The sequence below is a fragment of the Jannaschia marina genome (assembly GCF_013404595.1).
Lineage (GTDB): Bacteria > Pseudomonadota > Alphaproteobacteria > Rhodobacterales > Rhodobacteraceae > Jannaschia > Jannaschia marina.
In genome coordinates this window covers 269845-288343 of record NZ_JABVAX010000004.1, presented here as the reverse complement: position 1 = coordinate 288343, position 18499 = coordinate 269845, and the positions used below count along the sequence as shown (strand labels likewise).

The window sequence follows — 18499 nt, the reverse complement described above, 5'->3', positions numbered from 1 at the left end:
CGACACGATGCGTCGGCACATGCGATGACGGCCCCCGGCACGGCAGGCGAGACCATCGTCCTCCCCGAGCGCCTCGACATGGCGGCGGCCATCCGCCTGCGGGACGACCTTCTCGCGCGCGCCGGGGATCTGGCGCTCGATGCCTCCGCGGTCGTCCACGTCACGACGCCGGGTCTGCAGATTCTGATGGCCGCCCGCGACCATCAGGGCGCGCAGGACCGCGCCCTCGCCATCACCGCACCCTCCTCCGGGTTCCTCGACGCGATCGGGACGCTCGGGGTATCGCTCGACCGGCTGCGGACCGGAGGACCGGTATGAGGGTTCTCGCCATCGACGACAGCCGGACGATCCGGGACATGGTCCGCCTCACGCTCGAGCGGGAAGGTATCGAGACGCAGCTTGCCGAGGACGGCATCCAAGGGCTCGAGGTCCTCGACACGCTCGACGCCCCGCCCGATGCGATCCTGACCGATGTGAACATGCCGCGCCTCGACGGCTTCGGCTTCATCAACAAGGTGCGGGAGCGCGCCGACTACGCCGGCATCCCGATCCTCGTGCTGACGACCGAAAGCGCGCGGGAGCTCAAGCTGCGCGCCCGTGCCGCCGGAGCGACTGGCTGGATCGTCAAGCCGTTCGACCCGGCACGCCTCGTTGGTGCCCTGCGCACAGTGACCGGACTGGGCTGATGGATCCGCTCGACGCGATCAGGGCCACCTTCTTCGAGGAATGCGCCGAACTTCTCGAGACGCTCGAGGCCGGCCTTCTTGCGTTGCAGGCCGGTGAGGTCGGGCCCGATACCGTCGACGGCGTGTTCCGCGCGGTCCACTCGATCAAAGGGGGAGCTGGGGCCTTCGACCTGGCAGCTCTCGTCACCTATGCCCACGAGTTCGAGACGGCCCTCGACGGTCTCCGCGTCGGCCGTCTCGCCCCCGACCCCGACGTCATCGCCGTCTTCCTGCGCGCGAGCGACGCGCTCGCCGACCTCGTGGCCGCCGCGCAGGCCGGGACGGACGTCGCCGCCCCCGACCCCGCCGAGCTGCGCGCCCTCGACACAGGTGCCGATGGCACCGACGGCCATCCGCCCGGCGCGGAGGCGACGACGGGATTTGCGCCGGTGATGATCGACCTCGGCCTTGTGCCGGAGCCCGAATCCGCACGCCCGCCCGAGGCCTGGGAGATCCTCTTCGAGCCCCTGCCCGACCTCCTCGCCAGCGGGAACGAGCCGCTCTTCCTGTTCCGCGCGCTCGAGGTGCTGGGGCGGATCGAGGTCGAATGCCTCGACGGTGACTTGCCGACGCTGACGGCGATGGATCCGCGCGTCGCCCGCCTGCGCTGGCGCATCCTTCTGACGCCCTCGGCCACCGATCTGACGGAGACCGAGGTCGAGAGCATCTTCGAATTCGCCGTCGATCTCTGCGTGTTGCAGATCACGCCGCGCGGTCCCCTGGCCGCCGATGCGTTGACGCCCGCCCCGTCGGAGACGCCCCCCAAGCCGGCTCCGACGCCGCTCCGACCCACGCGCACCGCGGCATCCGTCCCGACCGAGACCGGTCGTCCGGTTTCCGCCGTCGGTGCCACCATCCGGGTCGACCTCGGCCGGGTGGACCGGCTCGTGAACCTCGTCGGCGAACTCGTCATCAGCCAGTCGATGCTCGCACAGGGCATGGCGCGTGCCGGTCTCGATCAGCACTCCGAGGCGGTCACCACCCTCGAAGAGCTGCAGCAACTGACCCGCGACATGCAGGACAGCGTCATGTCGATCCGCGCGCAGCCCGTGAAATCGCTCTTCCAGCGCATGACCCGCATCGTCCGCGAGGCGGCGCAGGCCACCGCCAAGGACGTCCGACTCGTCACCGACGGCGAGGCCACGGAGATCGACAAGACGGTGGTCGAACGCCTCGCCGATCCGTTGACGCATATGATCCGGAACGCCATCGACCACGGCCTCGAAGAGCCGGGCGCGCGCGCCGCCGCGGGCAAGCCCGCGACCGGTATCGTCCGGCTCAGTGCGCGGCAACAATCCGATCGCGTGGTCATCGAAGTCTCCGACGACGGGCGCGGCATCGACCGCGCCCGCGTCCTGAAACGCGCGACCGAACGTGGCCTCGTCCCTCCCGATCGGTCCCTCGAACCGGTGGAGATCGACCGGCTCCTCTTCCTGCCCGGGTTTTCCACCTCGGCGGAGGTCTCCGCGCTGTCGGGGCGCGGTGTCGGTATGGACGTGGTCCAGCGCGCCATCCGCGACCTGAACGGCACCATCTCGATCAATTCAGTCGAAGGTGCCGGCTGCACCCTCTCGATCAGCTTGCCGCTGACCCTCGCCATCCTCGACGGCATGATCGTGCGCAGCGGACGCCAACGCATGGTTCTTCCGCTCTCGGCCATCGTCGAGACCCAGACGCTCGCCGCCGCGCGGGTCGAGCGCCTCGGGGCCGCGAAGCGCGTCGTGGCTCTGCAGGGACGTTTCGTCCCCCTCCTCGACCTCGCGGAGGCGATGGGGTTCGGCACGGTTGCCCCGGACGGAACCGAGGACGAGGACACCGCCCTTCTCTTCGTGGAACCCGACGACAGCGGCCCCTTCGCTCTGTGCGTCGACGCGATCGAAGCGCAGCGCCAGGTCGTCATCAAGGGCCTCGGAGACAACTTCGGTCACGTGCCCTGCGTATCGGCGGCCACCATCCTAGGGGACGGCCAGGTCGCGCTCATCGTCGATCCGTCCGGGATCGCGGCGATGCGCGGGCTGCACCGCGGCCAGGGGGCGCAGCCGAAGGAGGCCATTGCCGTATGACCGACCCGCTCATGGACACAGATGCAGCCGCTCCGCCACCCGACCCCGTCACGCAGGAGCTCCTGACCTTCCAATGCGGCGGTCAGAGCTACGCTGTCGACATCATGTCCGTGCGCGAGATCCGCAGCTGGAGCGAGCCGACCCCCATGCCCCACGCCCCGCCCTACATGCGCGGCATGGTCAACCTGCGCGGCTCGGTGCTGCCGGTCATGGATCTGGCCGAACGGCTGGGCCAGGCCCGGACGGAGGACAATCCGCGCAACGTCATCATTGTCATTCAGGAGGATCGCCGCGTTCACGGCCTTCTGGTGGAGGCCGTCTCCGACATCGTGCATCCGACGCTCGAGCAGCTGCAGGAGGTGCCCAACCTCGAGGCGGAGGGCGCGACACAGCTTGCCGAACGCCTATTCGTCGTCGAGGACACGATGATCCAGGTGCTCTCGACCGAACGTGTCCTGCCGGTCGTCGCCGGTTCTGCCGGAGCCGGTCTCGCGTGATTGCCCTCCGTCCCGATCAGTATGCGGCGCTCGCCGCCATGGCCGAGACGGAGGCCGGGCTGCACATGCCGCCGGCGAAACGCACCTTCGTGACCTCCCGGTTGCAGCGCCGCCTGCGCCGGACCGGACTTGCGGATTTCGACGCCTATCTCGGGCTGCTCAACGCGAACGACGCCGCCGGCCGCGCGGAGAGACGTCACTTCGTCTCGGCCCTCACGACCAACGTGACCGGCATCTACCGGGAGCCGCATCATTTCGATCTGCTCGCCGACCGCCTGCGCGCCCATCTGTCCGTCGGCCGGCATCCGCGCTTCAGGGTCTGGTCGGCCGGCTGTTCCACCGGCGAGGAACCCCTGTCGATCGCGGCCGTCTGCCGGACACACCTCGGCCCGATGTGGGCGCATCGGTGCGAAATCCTCGCGACGGACGTGGACGCGGAGGTGATCGAGGCCGCAGGAAACCGCACCCCCGATGCGGCCCTCATGGCGGCGCTGTCGCGGGGCCCGGTGCCGGGCGACGCAGATCCCGCCGTCGGCACCCCCGAACGGCTCTTCGCATCGCTTCAGTCCGGCATCCGCTACACGGTGCACAACCTGCTCCACCCGCTCGAGGAGACGCTGGGGTTCGATGCCATCTTCTGCCGCAACGTGACGATCTATTTCAGCCCCCCCGCGCAAACCCGCGTCCATGCCAACCTGCGCGCGCAGCTGCGGCCCGGCGGCCTGCTCGCGCTCGGGCATTCCGAGCGGTTGCGCGACGGCGCGGGCGATCTGCGACCCGTGGGGCGGACCGCCTTTCAACGCACCGGCGCGCGCGACCTGCCGTCGAAGGCTACCGCATGAGCCTGCGCGACGTTCTCCGCATCCTTGTCGTCGACGACATGTCGACGAGCCGGGGCATCCTCCTCCAGGCCCTCGACACGCTGGGCATTTCAAACGTCGCCTATGCCGACAACGGTCGTACCGGCATGTCCCAGGCCCGGCAGACCGCGCCGCACCTCGTGCTGTCGGACCTCTACATGCCCGAGTTGAACGGTCTGCAACTGCTTCAGCACCTCCGCGCCGACCCCGCGACCGCAAAGATCGGCTTCATCCTCGTCAGCGGGCGCGGCGACGAGAAGGTGCTCGCCGCGGGCCGCAGCCTCGGAATGAACAACTTCCTGACGAAGCCCTTCACGCCACCGCAGCTTCAATCCTGCATCGAATCCGTCGTCGGCCGCCTGTGAGCCAGACCCCGAAACCGACTTTCGCGGGCCGTCTGGCCGACGAGTGCCACGATGCCGCGCGCCGGCTCGACCGGCTTCAGCACACGCTCGGCCCCTTCGTCTCGGCCGTCGGCCCCGGTCCGGCGCTGCTGCGCGACGTCCAGACGCTCGATGGCGTGCAGCAGATGCTGACCGACATGGCCGCGCTCTTCGACCAGCTTGCCGTCGAGGAGAGAGGCCCGCTCGCCGACGTGCCCGAAGCGGCCGTAAATCGGGTCAGACAGGCCACGTTTCAGGCCCGGTTGCGCGGCGAGGCCGGCCATGCGCCCGGGCCGGATCCGGATATCTTCGATCTCTGAACCGCACGGCCCTGGACCCGGGAAAGCGACACTGGATCGGCCGACCGCGTTCGGAATCGGCAGATCGCCGGACCACGCCCGGAAATGACGCGGCAACACCGATGCCGCGACGGGGTCAGGCCGCGTTTTCCTCCGCTTCGGCGCGCTGGCGTGCCCACATGGACGCATAGCGCCCCTCGGCAGCGAGCAGGCTTTCGTGCGTGCCCCGTTCGGTGATCCGCCCCGCCTCGAGCACGAGGATCAGATCCGCATCCACGACCGTCGAGAGCCGGTGCGCGATGGTGATGACCGACCGGCCGCGCGCCATGCTCTGCAACTCGGACTGGATCGAGCGCTCGGTTTCGGTGTCGAGCGCTGAGGTCGCCTCGTCGAGCACGAGGATCGGCGGGTTCTTCAGAAGCGTGCGCGCGATGCCCACGCGTTGCTTCTCGCCACCCGAGAGCTTCAGGCCGCGCTCGCCGACCACGGTGTCGTAGCCGTCGGGAAGCGCCGCGATGAAACCGTCGATCCGCGCGGCCCGCGCAGCCGCCTCGATCTCGGCCGGCGTCGCCTCGGGCCGCCCGTAGGCGATATTGTAGCCGAGCGTATCGTTGAAGAGCACCGTGTCCTGCGGCACGACGCCGATCCTTGCGTGCAGGCTCTCCTGCGTCACGTCCCGCACGTCCTGTCCGTCGATCTCGATCGCGCCGCCATCGACGTCGTAGAACCGGAAGAGCAGCCGGCCGAGCGTCGACTTTCCCGACCCCGACGGCCCGACGACGGCCACCGTCTGGCCGGGCTCAATGGTGAAGTCGATGCCCTTCAGGATCGGCCGCGCCGCCTCGTAGCCGAAATGCACGTCACGAAAGACGACTTGACCCGCGCCGACCGTCAGCGTGCCGGCCTCCGCGCGGTCGCGCACCTCGGGCACCTGTTCGAGCAGGCCAAACATCTCGCCCATGTCGATCAACGCCTGCCGGATCTCCCGGTAGACCGTGCCTAGGAAATTGAGCGGCATCGTGATCTGGATCATGTAGGCGTTCACCATCACGAAGTCGCCCACCGTCAGGTCGCCCCGCTCGACCCCGATCGCGGCGAGCACCATGACGATCACGAGGCCGGCGGTAATCAGGACCGCCTGGCCGAAGTTCAGAAACGCGAGTGATTGCAGCGTCTTGACGGCGGCCGCCTCGTAGTTGCGCATCGCACCGTCGTAGCGCGCGGCTTCCCGCTTCTCGGCCCCGAAGTACTTCACCGTCTCGAAGTTCAGCAGGCTGTCGATCGCCTTCTGGTTCGCGTCGGTGTCCTCGTCGTTCATGATCTTGCGGATCTTCAACCGCCATTCCGTCACCCGGAATGTGAAGGTCACGTAAAGCACGATCGTCACGAGGACGACGACGAGATACCACACGTCGAAGACGAAGAAGAGGATGATCGAGATCAGCAGAAGCTCGAGCACAAGCGGCCCGATCGAGAACAGAAGGAAGCGCAGCAGGAAGTCGACGCCCTTGACCCCCCGCTCGATGATCCGCGACAGGCCCCCGGTCTTGCGCGTGATGTGGTAGCGCATCGACATGCGGTGCATATGCCCGAAAGTCTCGGCGGCAAGCTGGCGTAACGCCCGCTGACCGACATTCGCGAAGACCACGTCGCGCAGCTGCTGAAACCCGGTGTTGAGCGCGCGCGCGCCGCCATAGACCACCGTCAGCCCGACCGCGCCGAGCCCGAGTGCCCAGGCCGGCGTGATCGTCTCGGGCGTGAGCGCGTCGACCGCCGCCTTGTAGAAGAAGGGCGTGGTCACTGCGACGACCTTCGCCAGCACCAGCATCGCCAGCGCCGCAACGACGCGCAGCTTCACCGACGGGGCCTCCGCCGGCCAGAGGTACGGCAGGACGCGTTGGATGATCGACCAGGCGCCGGCGGGGGCCTCGGTCGTGGTCAATGTGCGGCGGCGCATGGGCGAAACGATCCTCGGGTCGGGTCGACCCTAGGCGACGCCGCCCCGGATGCAAGCTGTCTCAATCCGTCCCCGGCAGGTCGAACACCTGTCCGGGGAAGATCAGGTCGGGGTCACGGATCTGGTCGCGGTTCTTCTCGAAGATCTGCACGTATTGCACGCCGTCGCCGAAATAGCCCTCCGAGATGGCCCAAAGCGTGAAGCCCGGCTGCACGGTGATCGCGCTGACGCCATCGCGGCGGGAGGCGGCGGCGATCTCGGGGGCCGTGCGCTGGAACGGCGTCTCGACCCGGCTCGTCACGCTCCCGTCGGGGGCCAGCGCGTCGACGCGCAACGTGTAGACCCCGCTGTCGACGTTCGGCAGCGGCGAGGACCAGGTGCCCGCCTCCCCGACCCGGGTCAATTGAACGGGCTCGCCGTCGAGGTAGATGCGCACGTCGCTGTCGGCCGCGGCGGTCCCCGTCAGGCTCACGTCCCCCGCCGCATCGTAGCTGATCGCCGCGATACCGAGCCGCGGGGTCTCGGCGGCGACACTGGGCGCGGTGTCGGCCACGCGTACGCCATCGGGACCGGCGCGGAAGATCCGGGCGGCGACCGTCGCCGCCGCTCTGTCGACCGGCGGCTCGACGACCGCCTCTGCCACCTCCGGCTCGTCCGCGCGCGGCGCGCCATCCTCCGCGGCAGCCGCATTGTCGGTCTCCGGCATCGACGGTGCGGTCGCGACGTCGGGGGCTGTGGCAACGTCCGGTCCCGACAGGGTCTGCGGAGCCACGAGGATGCTCTCGGTGCCGCGCCGCACGGCCCCGTCCGCGGCGACGGTCTCGGCGGTCAGCACACGGGGCGCGTCCGCCACCGCGACGTCGAAGAGCGACACGAAATTGCCCGCGGCATCCGTGCGCACCTTGGCGACCGGCTCCCCGTCGATGCGCAGCACGACCTCCGCATCGCGCCCCGCCGTCCCCGCGACGACCGCCGCGCCGCCCGCGTCGATCCGGACCACGTCGAGTTTCGGCAACGGAGCGGCCGTGTCGACGGCGCTCTCCTCAGCCGTTTGCGCCGGATCGGGTTCCGGTTCGTCGCGCGTCGCCTCGTCCCGTTCGTCCGTCGTTGGGGAAACAACCGGATCGGCAGGAGCCGTCACGTCTCCGTCCGCGGTCGGGGCAACCGTCTTGCCGCCGACCGAAGCGATCCTCTCGTCCGCAGTCTCCTTCGCAGCCGGCGTTTCCGTCGCGGCGTCCGAAGCAGCCGTCTCCGGGACGTCGTCGCCGGGCGTATCGAGCTGGACCGGCTTCAGCAGCCAGATCGCCAGCGCACCGCAGGCCGCCGCGACCACCAGCGGATAGATCGTCCGGCTCAGGCCGCCCCCGTTCGTCATGTCCAATTCCTTCGCAGACCCGCCCCAAGGGTTTCGGCGAGCCTAGCAACGGGGTAGGCCGGGGTCAAAACCACAAGAAAGTGTGTGCGATGACCAAATCCATCTGTGTCTATTGCGGCGCCCGGGATGGCACGGTGCCGGCCTTCGCCGCCGCGGCCGAAGCGCTCGGGGCCGGGATCGCCGCGCGCGACTGGCGGCTCGTCTACGGCGCGGGCGACGTCGGCCTCATGGGCCGTGTCGCCCGCAGCGTCCAGGTCGCGGGCGGCGAGACCTTCGGCGTGATCCCGACGCACCTGATGTCGCTCGAGGCGGGCAAACGCGATCTCACCGCCTTCGTCGTCACCGAGACGATGCATGAGCGCAAGAAGGTCATGTTCATGAACGCGGATGCGGTGGTCGTGCTGCCGGGCGGCGCGGGCACGCTCGATGAATTCTTCGAGGTGCTTACCTGGCGGCAGCTTGGCCTGCACGACAAACCGATCGTGCTTCTCAACGTCGACGGCTACTGGGATCCGCTCGACGCGCTCCTGCGGCATGTGGTCGATCGTGGCTTCGCCGAGGCGTCCGTCTTGTCCTTCGTGAAGACGGCCCCCGACGCGGAGGCCGCCCTCGCCCTGCTCGACTGATCAGGCCGCCTCGGCCAGATCGCGCTTCACCACCTTTTCGATCTCCGACAGCGGATGGTTGGTCAGCGTCTTCGGGATCTCGCCGATCACGCGGTCCGCGACCTCCTTGTGCATCTCGTCGCGCAACACGCCCAGCACCTGCGGCGACGCGACGAGCACGAGACTGTCGAACCGGCCCTTGTGCGCCATCTTGTAGAGCTTGTCGGCCAGATCGGAGGCGAACCGCTCCTTCTGCAACTCGTGAAAATCGGTCTCGTCGTAGGCGTGTCCGCCCGGGGCCGCGCTCTCCTGCACCCGTCCGCGCCGGTTCTCCGTCTGCTCGCGGTCGGGCGGATTGTCCTCCTCGTCGACGCGCACGATGTCGAGGTTCGGATCGTCGCCGTCGGTCAGGTTGATCGCAAAGAGGGCCTTCTCGCTGTCGGCCACAACGACCATGGTTCCGTTCTTGAGTTCGGTCACAGCATCCTCCATCTGGGTTTCAGGAAATCAACGCGATCCCTGCACCGCGGTTCCGGATGCGAGAGGGGTCCGCGCGGGGCCCCTTCAAATGTCAGACAATTGCGACCGGGGTCACATCCGCGACGCGACGTTCTCCCAGTTGACGAGATTGTCGAGGAAGTTCGTCAGATACGCCGGCCGCTTGTTGCGGAAGTCGATGTAGTAGGAGTGCTCCCAGACGTCGCATCCCAGAAGCGCGGTCTGACCGAAGCAGAGCGGGTTCACGCCGTTCTCGGTCTTCGTGACTTTCAGGCCGCCGTCCGTATCCTTGACGAGCCAGGCCCAGCCCGAGCCGAACTGCCCGGCACCCGCGGCCGAGAATTCCTCCTTGAACTTGTCGATTGACCCGAAGCTCTCGGTCAGCGCGCTTTCCAGCTCGCCCGGCATCTTGCTCTCGCCCGGGCCCATCATCTCCCAGAACTGGTTGTGGTTCCAAAGCTGGCTGATGTTGTTGAAGATCCCCGACTGGGCCACCGCGCCCGCGTCGTAGGTGCCCTTGATGATCTCCTCGAGCGACTTGCCGTCCCATTCCGTCCCGGAAATCAGCTTGTTGCCGTTGTCGACATAGGCCTTGTGGTGGAGGTCGTGGTGATACTCCAGCGTCTCCTTCGACATGCCCTTGTCGGCGAGGGCGTCGTGGGCATAGGGCAGATCGGGAAGCTCGAAGGCCATGGAATGTCTCCTGTTGGTTGTTCCTGCAGGGACATGTCGGGCCATTGCCGCCCGGGTCAACCCCCGACGGGGCGCGCATCCTCCATCAGTCGCATCGCGTAGCCGGCAACCGATCGGAAGCACATGACATGGTATCCGCCCGAGTGCCGCCAGAGTGCGGCGGGCACCTGCGCCATGCGCGTCCGCCGCACCTCCGTCGCGCCGAGTCGGTCGAAGTCGACGGGCATGAGCTTCGACAGAAGCGCTTCGACATCCGCCCCGGTCAGGTCGAACACCTGCCGCGCATCGCTCACCTCGACGACCGTGGCGAAAACGTCAGACAATTGCGCCGTCAGCTTTTGCGCAAGCGCGCCCGCCGCGCCATGGTCACAGACGATGAGCATCTCGTCGGGGGCCATCCACATCACGGTCACGTCGCCCGACCGTGTCGACATGCGCTGCTCCGGCGGCGCACAGTCCGTCACCGCCTCTACCGCCCGCCCGAGACTTCCCATCTCGCCGCGCAAGGCGATCATGCCGACGGGCGGCAGGGCCTCGATGGAAATGTCAGACATTTGCCTTCTCTCCCTCGGGGTCGAAGAACACCGGGCTCACGATCCGCGCCTCCTGAGGCTCCTGTCCGATGCGCGTGAACCGGATCACCTCGCCCATCCGCTCCGGGCCGCGCGCGACCAGGCCCATGGCGATTCCGCGGTCGAGCGTCGGCGAATGATAGGTCGAGGTCACGCGCCCCTGCACGACCGTCTGTCCGTTGGCGTTCGTGCCCTCGCCGATCGCATAGGCCCCGTCCTCCAATGCCGTTCCGTCCAGCGTCTCGAGGCCCACGAGCTTCCAGCGGTCCGGCTTGTGGAACTCCGACCGCATCTGCCCGCGCTTGCCGAGATAGTCATCCTTCTTCTTCGAGATCGCCCAGTCGAGGCCGAGATCCTGCGGAACGACCGTGCCGTCGGTCTCGTCCCCGATCATGATAAACCCCTTCTCGGCCCGCATGATATGGAGCGCCTCGGTCCCGTAAGGCATCACGTCGAAGTCCGCCCCCGCCTCCATCAGCGCCGACCAGAGCGCGGCCCCCCGCGACGCGGGCACCGCGATCTCGTAGCTGAGCTCACCCGAGAAGCTGATGCGATATAGCCGCACGTCGACACCACCCAGCGTCCCGTCGGCCCAGGCCATGAAGGGCAGCGCCTCCGCCGAGACGTCCATGCCGCCCAGCTTCTCCAGCACCCTGCGCGCGTTTGGGCCGACCACGGCGATCTGCGCGAATTGCTCGGTCAGGTTCACGACATGGACCTTCCAGTCCCACCATTCGCACTGCAGCCAGTCCTCCATCCAGCCGTGGATACGGTCGGCCCCGCCGGTGGTCGTGTGGCAAAGCCAGGTCTGCTCGTCGATCCGCGCGACAACACCGTCGTCGATGAGGAAGCCGTTCTCGTCACACATCAGCCCGTAGCGGCAGCGCCCGGGCTTCAGTGTCGACATCATGTTCGTGTAGAGCATGTCGAGGAAACGCCCCGCATCCGGCCCGCGCACAAGAAGCTTTCCCAGCGTGGAAGCGTCAAGCATTCCAAGGTGTTCGCGGGTGTTCTTCACCTCGCGGGAGACGGCATCGGCATGGCTCTCCCCGGCCCTCGGGAAGCAGTAGGCCCGCCGCCAGTGTCCCACCGGCTCCCAGTACGCTCCGTGGGTCTCGGCCCAGTCATGCATCGGTGTCCGCCGCAGCGGCTGGAACGTCTCGCCCCGGGCCTCCCCCGCCAGCGCGCCGATCGTCGTCGGCGTATAGGGCGGGCGAAACGTCGTCGTCCCGACCTCGGGGATCGTCCGGTCCAGACGGTCGGCCAATACGGCAAGACCATTGATATTGCTCAACTTCCCCTGATCCGTGGCCATCCCGAGCGTCGTGTAGCGCTTGGCGTGTTCGACGCTCTCGAAGCCCTCCTGCGCGGCCAGCCGCACGTCCGACACCTTCACGTCGTTCTGATAGTCGAGCCACATCTTCGCGCGCAGCTTCGGCCCCGCGCCCTCGGGCATCACCCAGACCGGGCGGATCGGGGCTTCCTCGACCACCGCTGTCGAGGGCGCGTCGCCGCCCACAGTCTCCGCCGCGTCCGCGAGCACCTCCGCCGTCGTCAAAGCGCCCGACGCGGCCCCGGCCGTCTTCACGAAGCCTTCGCCGTCCGCGCCGGTCGGCGGTCGAGCGGGGTCCGGCCGGAACATCGCGCGCTCGGCATCCCAGAGAAGTTTGCCGCCGCAGTGCGACCAGAGGTGCACGACCGGCGACCATCCACCCGACATCGCCACCGCATCGCAGCGGATCTCCTGCATCACGGCTCCGTCGCCCGCCTGCAGACAGACCGAAACACCCGTCACCGCGTCGTTGCCGTGAACCCGCGCGATCCCGCGACCCATGTGAACTTTGACACCCAAGTCCTTGATATCCCGAACAATCGGAGAATTCACCTCCGGTCGCACATCGAGGATCGCAGGCACGCGCAGGCCGGCCTCCAGAAGCGCCTTCGCCGTTCGGTAGGCATCGTCGTTGTTCGTCACGATCACGGTGCGCTCACCCGGCGAGACTCCGTAGTCGAGAAGGTAATCCCGCACCGCCGAGGCCAGCATGACGCCGGGAATGTCGTTGCCCGCAAAGGAGAGCGGCCGCTCGATCGCCCCCGTCGCCGCGATGACCCGCCCCGCGCGAATGCGCCAGACCCGTTCCCGCGGGCCGCTCTTGTCGGCCTTGAAGCCGGTCAGGTCTTCCGTGCAGATGACATAGCCGTGATCGTAGACGCCCGAGCCCTCGCAGCGTGCCACGAGCGTCACACTTTCCGATTTTTCAAGCGCTTCGACGGCGTTCTTGATCCAGTCTTCCGCCGCCTTCCCGTCGATCTCGGCCCCATCCGTCGCGGCACGACCGCCCAAGGTGGCCCGGCTCTCGACCAGTATCACCCGCTCGCCTGCACGCATTGCAGCAAGCGCCGCGGTCAACCCGGCGATGCCGCCGCCGACGACGAGCGTGTCGCAGAAGGCGTATTTGAACTCGTAGCGGTCGGCATCGGCCTCGGTCGGTGCCGACCCGAGGCCCGCGGCCTTGCGGATGAAGGGCTCGAAGACGTGTTTCCACGCCGGCCGCGGGGCCATGAACGTCTTGTAGTAGAAGCCCGCGGGCAAGAACCGCGACGCCAGGTCGTTGACACGGCCGACATCGAACGCAAGCGATGGCCAGGCGTTCTGGCTGCGCGCCGAAAGCCCTTCCCACAGGGGCTGCACCGTCGCGCGCTGGTTCGGCTCGAAACGCGCCCCGGTGCCGATCTCCATCAGGGCGTTGGGCTCCTCGGGGCCGGCGGCGACGACGGACCGGGGCCGATGGTACTTGAAGCTGCGCCCCATCACGCGCTGCCCGTTCGCCAGAAGCGCCGACGCCAGCGTGTCGCCGGCGTAGCCGCGCAAGGCCTTGCCGTCGAAGGTGAACTCGACCGGCCGGTCACGGTCGATCAGACGCCCGCCCGTCTTCAGACGCCGACTCATGTCGCGCGTCCTTTCGCGATACTCTCGAGGATCTCGGCCGGCGGTTCCTTCGTCTGCGCCGAATAGGTCCCAAAGACCTGCAACGTCGCCGTATCCCGCGCCGCGAGGAACCATTTGCCGCAGCCATACGCATGGCACCACCGTTCGAAATGCACACCCTTCGCGTTGTCGCGCAGAAAGAGGTATGCCTCGAACTCCGCGTCGCCGGACGCAGGACCAAAGCGCGTCAGATGCGCTTCACCGCCCGGTGCGAGCTCGGTTTCCTCGACCGTCAGGCCGCAATTGGGACAGGTCAGCAAAAGCACGGCACGCCCCCCTCAGCGAGGGCCGTGCCCGCGTTTCGACTACCGGGAGGCGGTGGCCGTCTCGTCGATCCGAACGTCCGGCGCGGCCCCGACGGCAAGGTTGAACGACCCGCCGAAAACGAAGAACAGCGCGAAGCCGACGGCGACGATGGTGCCGCCAAGAAGGAAATTGATGCCGCGCGGAAGGCGGCGGGAAGAATGGGCAGCCATGGCAGGTGGCCTCTAAATGCAGACTCAATACGCTTAACACATAGATCATCGGCAAGGTTCCGCCCAGCCCCCAAACAGGGGGTCGCCGCGCCTTGTGTGCGCCCGTGATCGCAGATCGCCGTCAATGTGCCACTCCCGCCGCCACGCTCTCGTCGATGAACCGCCCCTCGCGGAAACGCTCCAGCCCGAAGGCCTCCGTCAGGGGCGAATGCCCCTTCGCCATCAGTTCCGCCATGCCCCAGCCCGAGCCGGGGATCGCCTTGAACCCGCCCGTCCCCCAGCCGCAGTTGATGAAGACCCCCTCCACCGGCGTCTTCGACAGGATCGGGGAGCGGTCGCCGGTGACGTCGACGATCCCGCCCCACTGCCGCAGCATCTTGAGCCGCGAGATCATAGGGAAGGTCTCCACCAGCGCACGCAGGGTCTCCTCGATGTGATGGAAACTGCCCCGCTGGGTGTAGTTGTTGTAGCCGTCGGTCCCGCCGCCGATCACCATCTCGCCCTTGTCGGACTGGCTCATGTAGCCGTGCACCGTGTTCGCCATCACGACGACGTCCATGCAGGGCTTGATCGGCTCGCTCACCAGCGCCTGCAGCGCCACCGACTCGAGCGGCAGACGGAACCCCGCCATCTCGGCCAGCACGCCCGAATGCCCCGCCACCACGATACCAAGCTTGTCGCAGCCGATCTCGCCGAGGTTCGTCTCGACGCCCGTCACCCGCCCGCCGTCGCGGCGGATCCCCGTCACCTCGCAGGTCTGGAGGATGTCCATCCCCATGTCGGTGCACGCCCGCGCATAGGCCCAGGCCACCGCGTCATGCCGCGCGGTGCCGCCCCGCGCCTGCCAGAGGCCGCCCAGCACCGGATAGCGCGGCCCCTCGATGTTCATGATGGGGCAGAGCTCCTTCACCCGCTCCGGCCCGATCCACTCGGTCTGCACGCCCTGGAGCGAATTGGCGTGCGCCGTGCGCTTGTAGCCGCGGACTTCGTGGTGGGTCTGCGCCAGCATGATGACGCCCCGGGGGCTGAACATCACGTTGTAGTTCAGATCCTGGCTCATCGTCTCGTAGAGCGAGCGCGCCTTCTCGTAGAGCGCGGCCGACGGATCCTGCAGGTAGTTCGAGCGGATGATCGTCGTGTTCCGTCCGGTGTTCCCGCCCCCGAGCCAGCCCTTTTCCAGGATCGCGACATTGGTGATCCCGAAGTTCTTGCCGAGGTAATGGGCCGTCGCCAGCCCATGTCCGCCCGCCCCGACGATCACCACGTCGTAGCGCGCCTTCGGCGGCCGCTTGGCCCAGGTCCGGCCCCAGCCCTCGTGATGGCGCAGGGCCTCGCGCGCGATGGCGAAGGCGGAAAAACGTCGCATCCGGTCGAGACCCCCAGAACTCACCCTGTCCCGCCCTGATCTGCACCGATCGTCGCCCGTGGAGTGGCGGCTGAGCGGCACCTTCTGCCATCTTTGCGACATGCGCCCCGCGACACCCTGTCGCCAAAGGCCCCTGGGCGGTCACGAAGCCGCCAGCGGGGCTTCATCCCCGTCCCCGCGCCCGCTAGGAGGAAGTCGCAACTTGCGGGGAACGTCATGGTGTTCTGGATCGTCGCCGGCCTCCTGCTGGCCCTCTGCGTGACTTTCGTGGCCCGCGCCCTGCGCGTGCGGGGCGGCGGCCCGCGCCCCGACGTTGCCGTCTACCGCGATCAATTGCGCGAATTGGACCGCGACCGCGCGCGCGGCACCCTCTCGGAGGAGGAGGCCGAGGCCGCGCGCACCGAGGTCGCGCGCCGCCTGCTCGCCGCCGATCGCGCCGCGCCCGCCCCGACCACGGGGGCCGGCAACGCACCCCTCGGCCTCGCCCTGGTCGCCCTGCCCGTGATCGGCCTCTCGGTCGTGACCTATCTCGCCATCGGCGCACCGGGCTATCCGGACCTGCCGCTCGCGAACCGGATCGCGCTCATCGAGGCGGGCCGCGCCGCCCGCCCCGATCAGGCCAGCGCCGAAGCCGAAGTGCCCGACCGCATCGACGACAGCCGCGACGACGTCACCGAGATGGCCGCGCAGCTCAAGGAGGTTCTGAAGGACCGGCCCGACGATCTGCGCGGCTGGCAGCTGGCCGTCTCGACGCAATCGGGGCTGGGCGACCTGGAAACCGCCTGGCGCTCGCAGGACCGCGTCGTCGCGATCCTCGGGGACGACGCCACGGGCGAGGATTTCGCGCTCCTGGCCGAGTTGATGATCCTGGCGGCCGACGGCTACGTGAGCCCCGAGGCCGAGACCGCGTTGGCCGAGGCCGTGCGCCGCGATCCGCTGAACGGCACCGCCCGCTACTACGCCGGCCATATGTACGCGCAGGGCGGGCGCCCCGACCGCGCCTTCTCGATCTGGCGCGCTCTTCTGGCCGACAGCACGCCCGACGCGCCCTGGCTCGAACCGATCTATGCCCGCATCGAGCGCATCTCCGCCCTCGCCGGCGACCCGACGCCCCTCGACCAGCTGCCGCAGCCGACCGGGCCCACGTCCGGGGACGTGGCCGCCTCCGAGGACCTGACGCCCGAGGAGCGGATCGAGATGGTGGGCAATATGGTCCGTGGCCTGGCCGAGCGCCTCGCGACTGAGGGCGGCTCCCCGCAGGACTGGGCCCGGCTCATCACGTCCTACGGCGTGCTCGGCCGCACCGATGCCGCGGCCGCCGTCTACGCCGAGGCGCGCACCGTCTTCGCCGCCGACCCGGGCGCGCTCGATATGCTCGCCGCCGCCGCCGACCGCGCGGGGCTCGCGCCCTGAACCGCGGTGCCCCGGGGCGCTCCGCCGGCCCGGACCCGGAGAGCGCGCAGCTTCACCGCAAGGACGTGTCGCCCTGTTTGTCGCGGAGACGCGCGGTGCCCGCCTGACCTGCGCGCTGTGACACATTCGAAACGGCCGAACTGCCGCTAGGTGCGGTGTGGACACCCGGTGCCGACTCCGACACCCCAAAGCTCGGTGCCCACCCGCGTACCCGCAGCACGCCTCCGACCCGTTTGTCGTTTTCCTCATCCTGGCCGATCTTGCACCTGATGACGGCGACGCGCGAAGATCCGTGCCGCGCCGCAAATCGCCCCACGCGAGATAGATCCGCCCGGCCTCTGCACCGGCTAGAACTCCTCCGCCAATTCGCCGATGCTCCGCCGCGCCTCGCTCGCCAGCGACGCTCCCGGTCTTGACTGCAGCGCCACGTGATCCCGCGGCGTCGGTTCGCCTCCGAACCTGAATACTCGACCTCGCGCCGCCGGGTCTATCAGCAGGCATGACGTCATCCGAGACAGTGCCGCGATCTTCGGGGACTGCGCCACATGTCACGATCACCTGTCGATCCGGGGGGCTCGTCCGGGCAGCGACTGATGCGATCGCGAAGGCAGCGCCGCATGATCCTCCCCCGCGCCCGACTCCAGCCATCGCGACCCCGAATGTACGGCGGAGGCGCGACGTCATTCGAAAGACCTGCATACGGCTCGTCGGACGTCGGGCGCGACGACATCCGGATCCGAGGGCCGCCAGAGGTATCATTCGGAGCAGCTTCGCCAGAGAGGGTCCCGCCCGATCTCGGCCGGTATCCAGCGCCGGTCGCGAAACCGTCTCGCGCGACGTCAAAGCCGCCACCGGCACCCTGCCGGCCGTTCCGGCCAACGCGCCAGCGCTCCGCTTGGCCTCTCTCCCGCCGCCCGCGGGCATCTCCGCGACCGGCCGGCGGGCCGGTTGCGTGTTTATCCGCCGAGCGTCGCAACCGGGGAAGACGCTCGGAGGACTTGAGCATCTCGCACCGCGCGGGAGCATGTCGGCGCGCTCCCGTCCGGCGGAGCCGCCTTTCACGACCCCATGCTCACCCGGGAGAAAAGGATAGCCATCCGTAAAGGTCAGGTCGCGGGCAACGGCATCGCTCTGGACGTCCGGCGCAAGACCGTCGAAAACACGCCATGATCTGCGACACCATCGAAGACTTCGCTGCCGCTCTTCCGTCCGTGGGCGCACTTGCCGGTCTGGACCTCGGGACCAAGACCATCGGTGTCGCCGTGAGCGATGCGCTGCGCGGCGTCTCGACTCCGCTCGAGACCATCCGCCGGACGAAGTTCACCGCCGATGCCGGAGCGCTCGAGGCGATCCTGGACGGGCGCGCCGTCACCGGGCTCGTCCTCGGCCTGCCGTTCAACATGGACGGCAGCGAGGGCCCCCGCGCGCAATCGACCCGGGCCTTCGCCCGCAACCTCGCCCGCCGGATCGATACGCCGATCGCATTCTGGGACGAGCGTCTCTCGACCGTCGCCGCCGAACGCGCGCTCCTGGAGGCGGATACGTCACGGAAGCGTCGCGCCGAGGTCATCGACCACGTCGCTGCCGGCTATATCCTGCAGGGGGCGCTCGACCGCCTTCGCCATCTCGGACCGCATTGAGAGATCATCACACCGACACGAGCCACCCCCGACCGAACCCGCTATCCGACATGGGCCGCTTTCGCGCCGCGCCCATGACCCGAATAGG

19 protein-coding genes are annotated in these 18499 nt (G+C 68.5%); 10 read left to right on the top strand and 9 right to left on the bottom strand.

Translation table 11 applies throughout. The features are described from left to right. Window positions 1-24: 24 nt before the first annotated feature. From HSX43_RS10135 to HSX43_RS10105, 7 genes are read left to right on the top strand one after another with little or no spacing between them, the layout of a single operon-like run. Window positions 25-318, top strand: coding sequence for an STAS domain-containing protein (locus tag HSX43_RS10135; protein WP_179379999.1), 294 nt, complete (start codon window positions 25-27; stop codon window positions 316-318). After that, the gene (locus HSX43_RS10130; protein ID WP_179379998.1) at window positions 315-686 is read left to right on the top strand and encodes a response regulator; all 372 of its coding nucleotides are present in this window, start codon (window positions 315-317) and stop codon (window positions 684-686) included. Before HSX43_RS10135 ends, HSX43_RS10130 begins: the two co-directional genes overlap by 4 nt. Continuing rightward, window positions 686-2788: a chemotaxis protein CheA gene (locus HSX43_RS10125; protein WP_179379997.1), complete on the top strand. Its 2103-nt coding sequence runs from the start codon at window positions 686-688 to the stop codon at window positions 2786-2788. Before HSX43_RS10130 ends, HSX43_RS10125 begins: the two co-directional genes overlap by 1 nt. After that, window positions 2785-3285 carry a chemotaxis protein CheW gene (locus HSX43_RS10120; RefSeq protein ID WP_235962606.1) on the top strand — a complete coding sequence of 167 codons (501 nt, stop codon included), beginning with the start codon at window positions 2785-2787 and terminating at the stop codon, window positions 3283-3285. Before HSX43_RS10125 ends, HSX43_RS10120 begins: the two co-directional genes overlap by 4 nt. Then, window positions 3282-4127: a CheR family methyltransferase gene (locus HSX43_RS10115; RefSeq protein WP_179379996.1), complete on the top strand. Its 846-nt coding sequence runs from the start codon at window positions 3282-3284 to the stop codon at window positions 4125-4127. The genes HSX43_RS10120 and HSX43_RS10115 overlap by 4 nt, the downstream gene beginning before the upstream one ends. Further along, the gene (locus HSX43_RS10110) at window positions 4124-4510 is read left to right on the top strand and encodes a response regulator (RefSeq protein WP_179379995.1); all 387 of its coding nucleotides are present in this window, start codon (window positions 4124-4126) and stop codon (window positions 4508-4510) included. Before HSX43_RS10115 ends, HSX43_RS10110 begins: the two co-directional genes overlap by 4 nt. After that, complete coding sequence (locus HSX43_RS10105) at window positions 4507-4848, top strand: hypothetical protein (protein WP_179379994.1); 342 nt, start codon at window positions 4507-4509, stop codon at window positions 4846-4848. Before HSX43_RS10110 ends, HSX43_RS10105 begins: the two co-directional genes overlap by 4 nt. Before the next feature lie 115 nt (window positions 4849-4963). Here the strand turns inward: HSX43_RS10105 and HSX43_RS10100 are convergent, their stop codons facing one another. Together HSX43_RS10100 and HSX43_RS10095 are read right to left on the bottom strand one after the other, a co-directional pair. Beyond that, window positions 4964-6784 carry an ABCB family ABC transporter ATP-binding protein/permease gene (locus HSX43_RS10100; protein ID WP_179379993.1) on the bottom strand — a complete coding sequence of 607 codons (1821 nt, stop codon included), beginning with the start codon at window positions 6782-6784 and terminating at the stop codon, window positions 4964-4966. A 61-nt stretch (window positions 6785-6845) separates the two neighbouring features. Then, window positions 6846-8159 carry a LysM peptidoglycan-binding domain-containing protein gene (locus tag HSX43_RS10095; RefSeq protein ID WP_179379992.1) on the bottom strand — a complete coding sequence of 438 codons (1314 nt, stop codon included), beginning with the start codon at window positions 8157-8159 and terminating at the stop codon, window positions 6846-6848. Window positions 8160-8248: 89 nt separating this feature from the next. On the opposite strand from HSX43_RS10095, the gene HSX43_RS10090 reads away from it, so the two are divergent. Beyond that, window positions 8249-8785 (top strand): LOG family protein, encoded by a 537-nt coding sequence (locus HSX43_RS10090; RefSeq protein ID WP_179379991.1) that lies wholly within the window; start codon window positions 8249-8251, stop codon window positions 8783-8785. On the opposite strand, the gene HSX43_RS10085 is transcribed toward HSX43_RS10090, so the two are convergent. From HSX43_RS10085 to HSX43_RS10055, 7 genes are all read right to left on the bottom strand, one after another. Next, the gene (locus tag HSX43_RS10085; protein WP_179379990.1) at window positions 8786-9244 is read right to left on the bottom strand and encodes a host attachment family protein; all 459 of its coding nucleotides are present in this window, start codon (window positions 9242-9244) and stop codon (window positions 8786-8788) included. It abuts the gene before it with no gap. A 111-nt stretch (window positions 9245-9355) separates the two neighbouring features. Further along, the gene (locus HSX43_RS10080) at window positions 9356-9955 is read right to left on the bottom strand and encodes a superoxide dismutase (protein WP_179379989.1); all 600 of its coding nucleotides are present in this window, start codon (window positions 9953-9955) and stop codon (window positions 9356-9358) included. A gap of 56 nt (window positions 9956-10011) precedes the next feature. Beyond that, entirely contained in the window at window positions 10012-10509 is a 498-nt protein-coding gene (locus HSX43_RS10075; protein ID WP_179379988.1) for a sarcosine oxidase subunit gamma, read from the bottom strand. After that, window positions 10502-13477 (bottom strand): sarcosine oxidase subunit alpha family protein, encoded by a 2976-nt coding sequence (locus HSX43_RS10070; protein ID WP_179379987.1) that lies wholly within the window; start codon window positions 13475-13477, stop codon window positions 10502-10504. Before HSX43_RS10070 ends, HSX43_RS10075 begins: the two co-directional genes overlap by 8 nt. Then, window positions 13474-13782: a sarcosine oxidase subunit delta gene (locus HSX43_RS10065; RefSeq protein WP_179379986.1), complete on the bottom strand. Its 309-nt coding sequence runs from the start codon at window positions 13780-13782 to the stop codon at window positions 13474-13476. Before HSX43_RS10065 ends, HSX43_RS10070 begins: the two co-directional genes overlap by 4 nt. Window positions 13783-13821: 39 nt before the next feature. Then, on the bottom strand, window positions 13822-13992 hold the full coding sequence (locus tag HSX43_RS10060) for a hypothetical protein (protein WP_179379985.1): 171 nt from the start codon (window positions 13990-13992) through the stop codon (window positions 13822-13824). A 121-nt stretch (window positions 13993-14113) separates the two neighbouring features. Further along, window positions 14114-15358, bottom strand: coding sequence for a sarcosine oxidase subunit beta family protein (locus tag HSX43_RS10055; protein ID WP_179379984.1), 1245 nt, complete (start codon window positions 15356-15358; stop codon window positions 14114-14116). 216 nt (window positions 15359-15574) lie between these two features. Here HSX43_RS10055 and ccmI point away from each other — a divergent pair, with 216 nt between their 5' ends. Together ccmI and ruvX are read left to right on the top strand one after the other, a co-directional pair. Then, a complete protein-coding gene (gene ccmI, locus HSX43_RS10050) occupies window positions 15575-16771 on the top strand; it encodes a c-type cytochrome biogenesis protein CcmI (protein WP_179379983.1) in 1197 nt (398 codons plus the stop codon). A gap of 1166 nt (window positions 16772-17937) precedes the next feature. After that, a complete protein-coding gene (ruvX, locus tag HSX43_RS10045; protein WP_179379982.1) occupies window positions 17938-18411 on the top strand; it encodes a Holliday junction resolvase RuvX in 474 nt (157 codons plus the stop codon). Window positions 18412-18499: the final 88 nt, after the last annotated feature.

Coding starts and splice junctions, on each gene's coding strand:
- HSX43_RS10135 (WP_179379999.1), top strand. CDS start 25: ATGACGGCCCCCGGCACGGCAGGCGAGACCATCGTCCTCCCCGAGCGC.
- HSX43_RS10130 (WP_179379998.1), top strand. CDS start 315: ATGAGGGTTCTCGCCATCGACGACAGCCGGACGATCCGGGACATGGTC.
- HSX43_RS10125 (WP_179379997.1), top strand. CDS start 686: ATGGATCCGCTCGACGCGATCAGGGCCACCTTCTTCGAGGAATGCGCC.
- HSX43_RS10120 (WP_235962606.1), top strand. CDS start 2,785: ATGACCGACCCGCTCATGGACACAGATGCAGCCGCTCCGCCACCCGAC.
- HSX43_RS10110 (WP_179379995.1), top strand. CDS start 4,124: ATGAGCCTGCGCGACGTTCTCCGCATCCTTGTCGTCGACGACATGTCG.
- HSX43_RS10100 (WP_179379993.1), bottom strand. CDS start 6,784: ATGCGCCGCCGCACATTGACCACGACCGAGGCCCCCGCCGGCGCCTGG.
- HSX43_RS10095 (WP_179379992.1), bottom strand. CDS start 8,159: ATGACGAACGGGGGCGGCCTGAGCCGGACGATCTATCCGCTGGTGGTC.
- HSX43_RS10090 (WP_179379991.1), top strand. CDS start 8,249: ATGACCAAATCCATCTGTGTCTATTGCGGCGCCCGGGATGGCACGGTG.
- HSX43_RS10080 (WP_179379989.1), bottom strand. CDS start 9,955: ATGGCCTTCGAGCTTCCCGATCTGCCCTATGCCCACGACGCCCTCGCC.
- HSX43_RS10075 (WP_179379988.1), bottom strand. CDS start 10,509: ATGTCTGACATTTCCATCGAGGCCCTGCCGCCCGTCGGCATGATCGCC.
- HSX43_RS10070 (WP_179379987.1), bottom strand. CDS start 13,477: ATGAGTCGGCGTCTGAAGACGGGCGGGCGTCTGATCGACCGTGACCGG.
- HSX43_RS10060 (WP_179379985.1), bottom strand. CDS start 13,992: ATGGCTGCCCATTCTTCCCGCCGCCTTCCGCGCGGCATCAATTTCCTT.
- HSX43_RS10055 (WP_179379984.1), bottom strand. CDS start 15,358: ATGCGACGTTTTTCCGCCTTCGCCATCGCGCGCGAGGCCCTGCGCCAT.
- ccmI (WP_179379983.1), top strand. CDS start 15,575: ATGGTGTTCTGGATCGTCGCCGGCCTCCTGCTGGCCCTCTGCGTGACT.
- ruvX (WP_179379982.1), top strand. CDS start 17,938: ATGATCTGCGACACCATCGAAGACTTCGCTGCCGCTCTTCCGTCCGTG.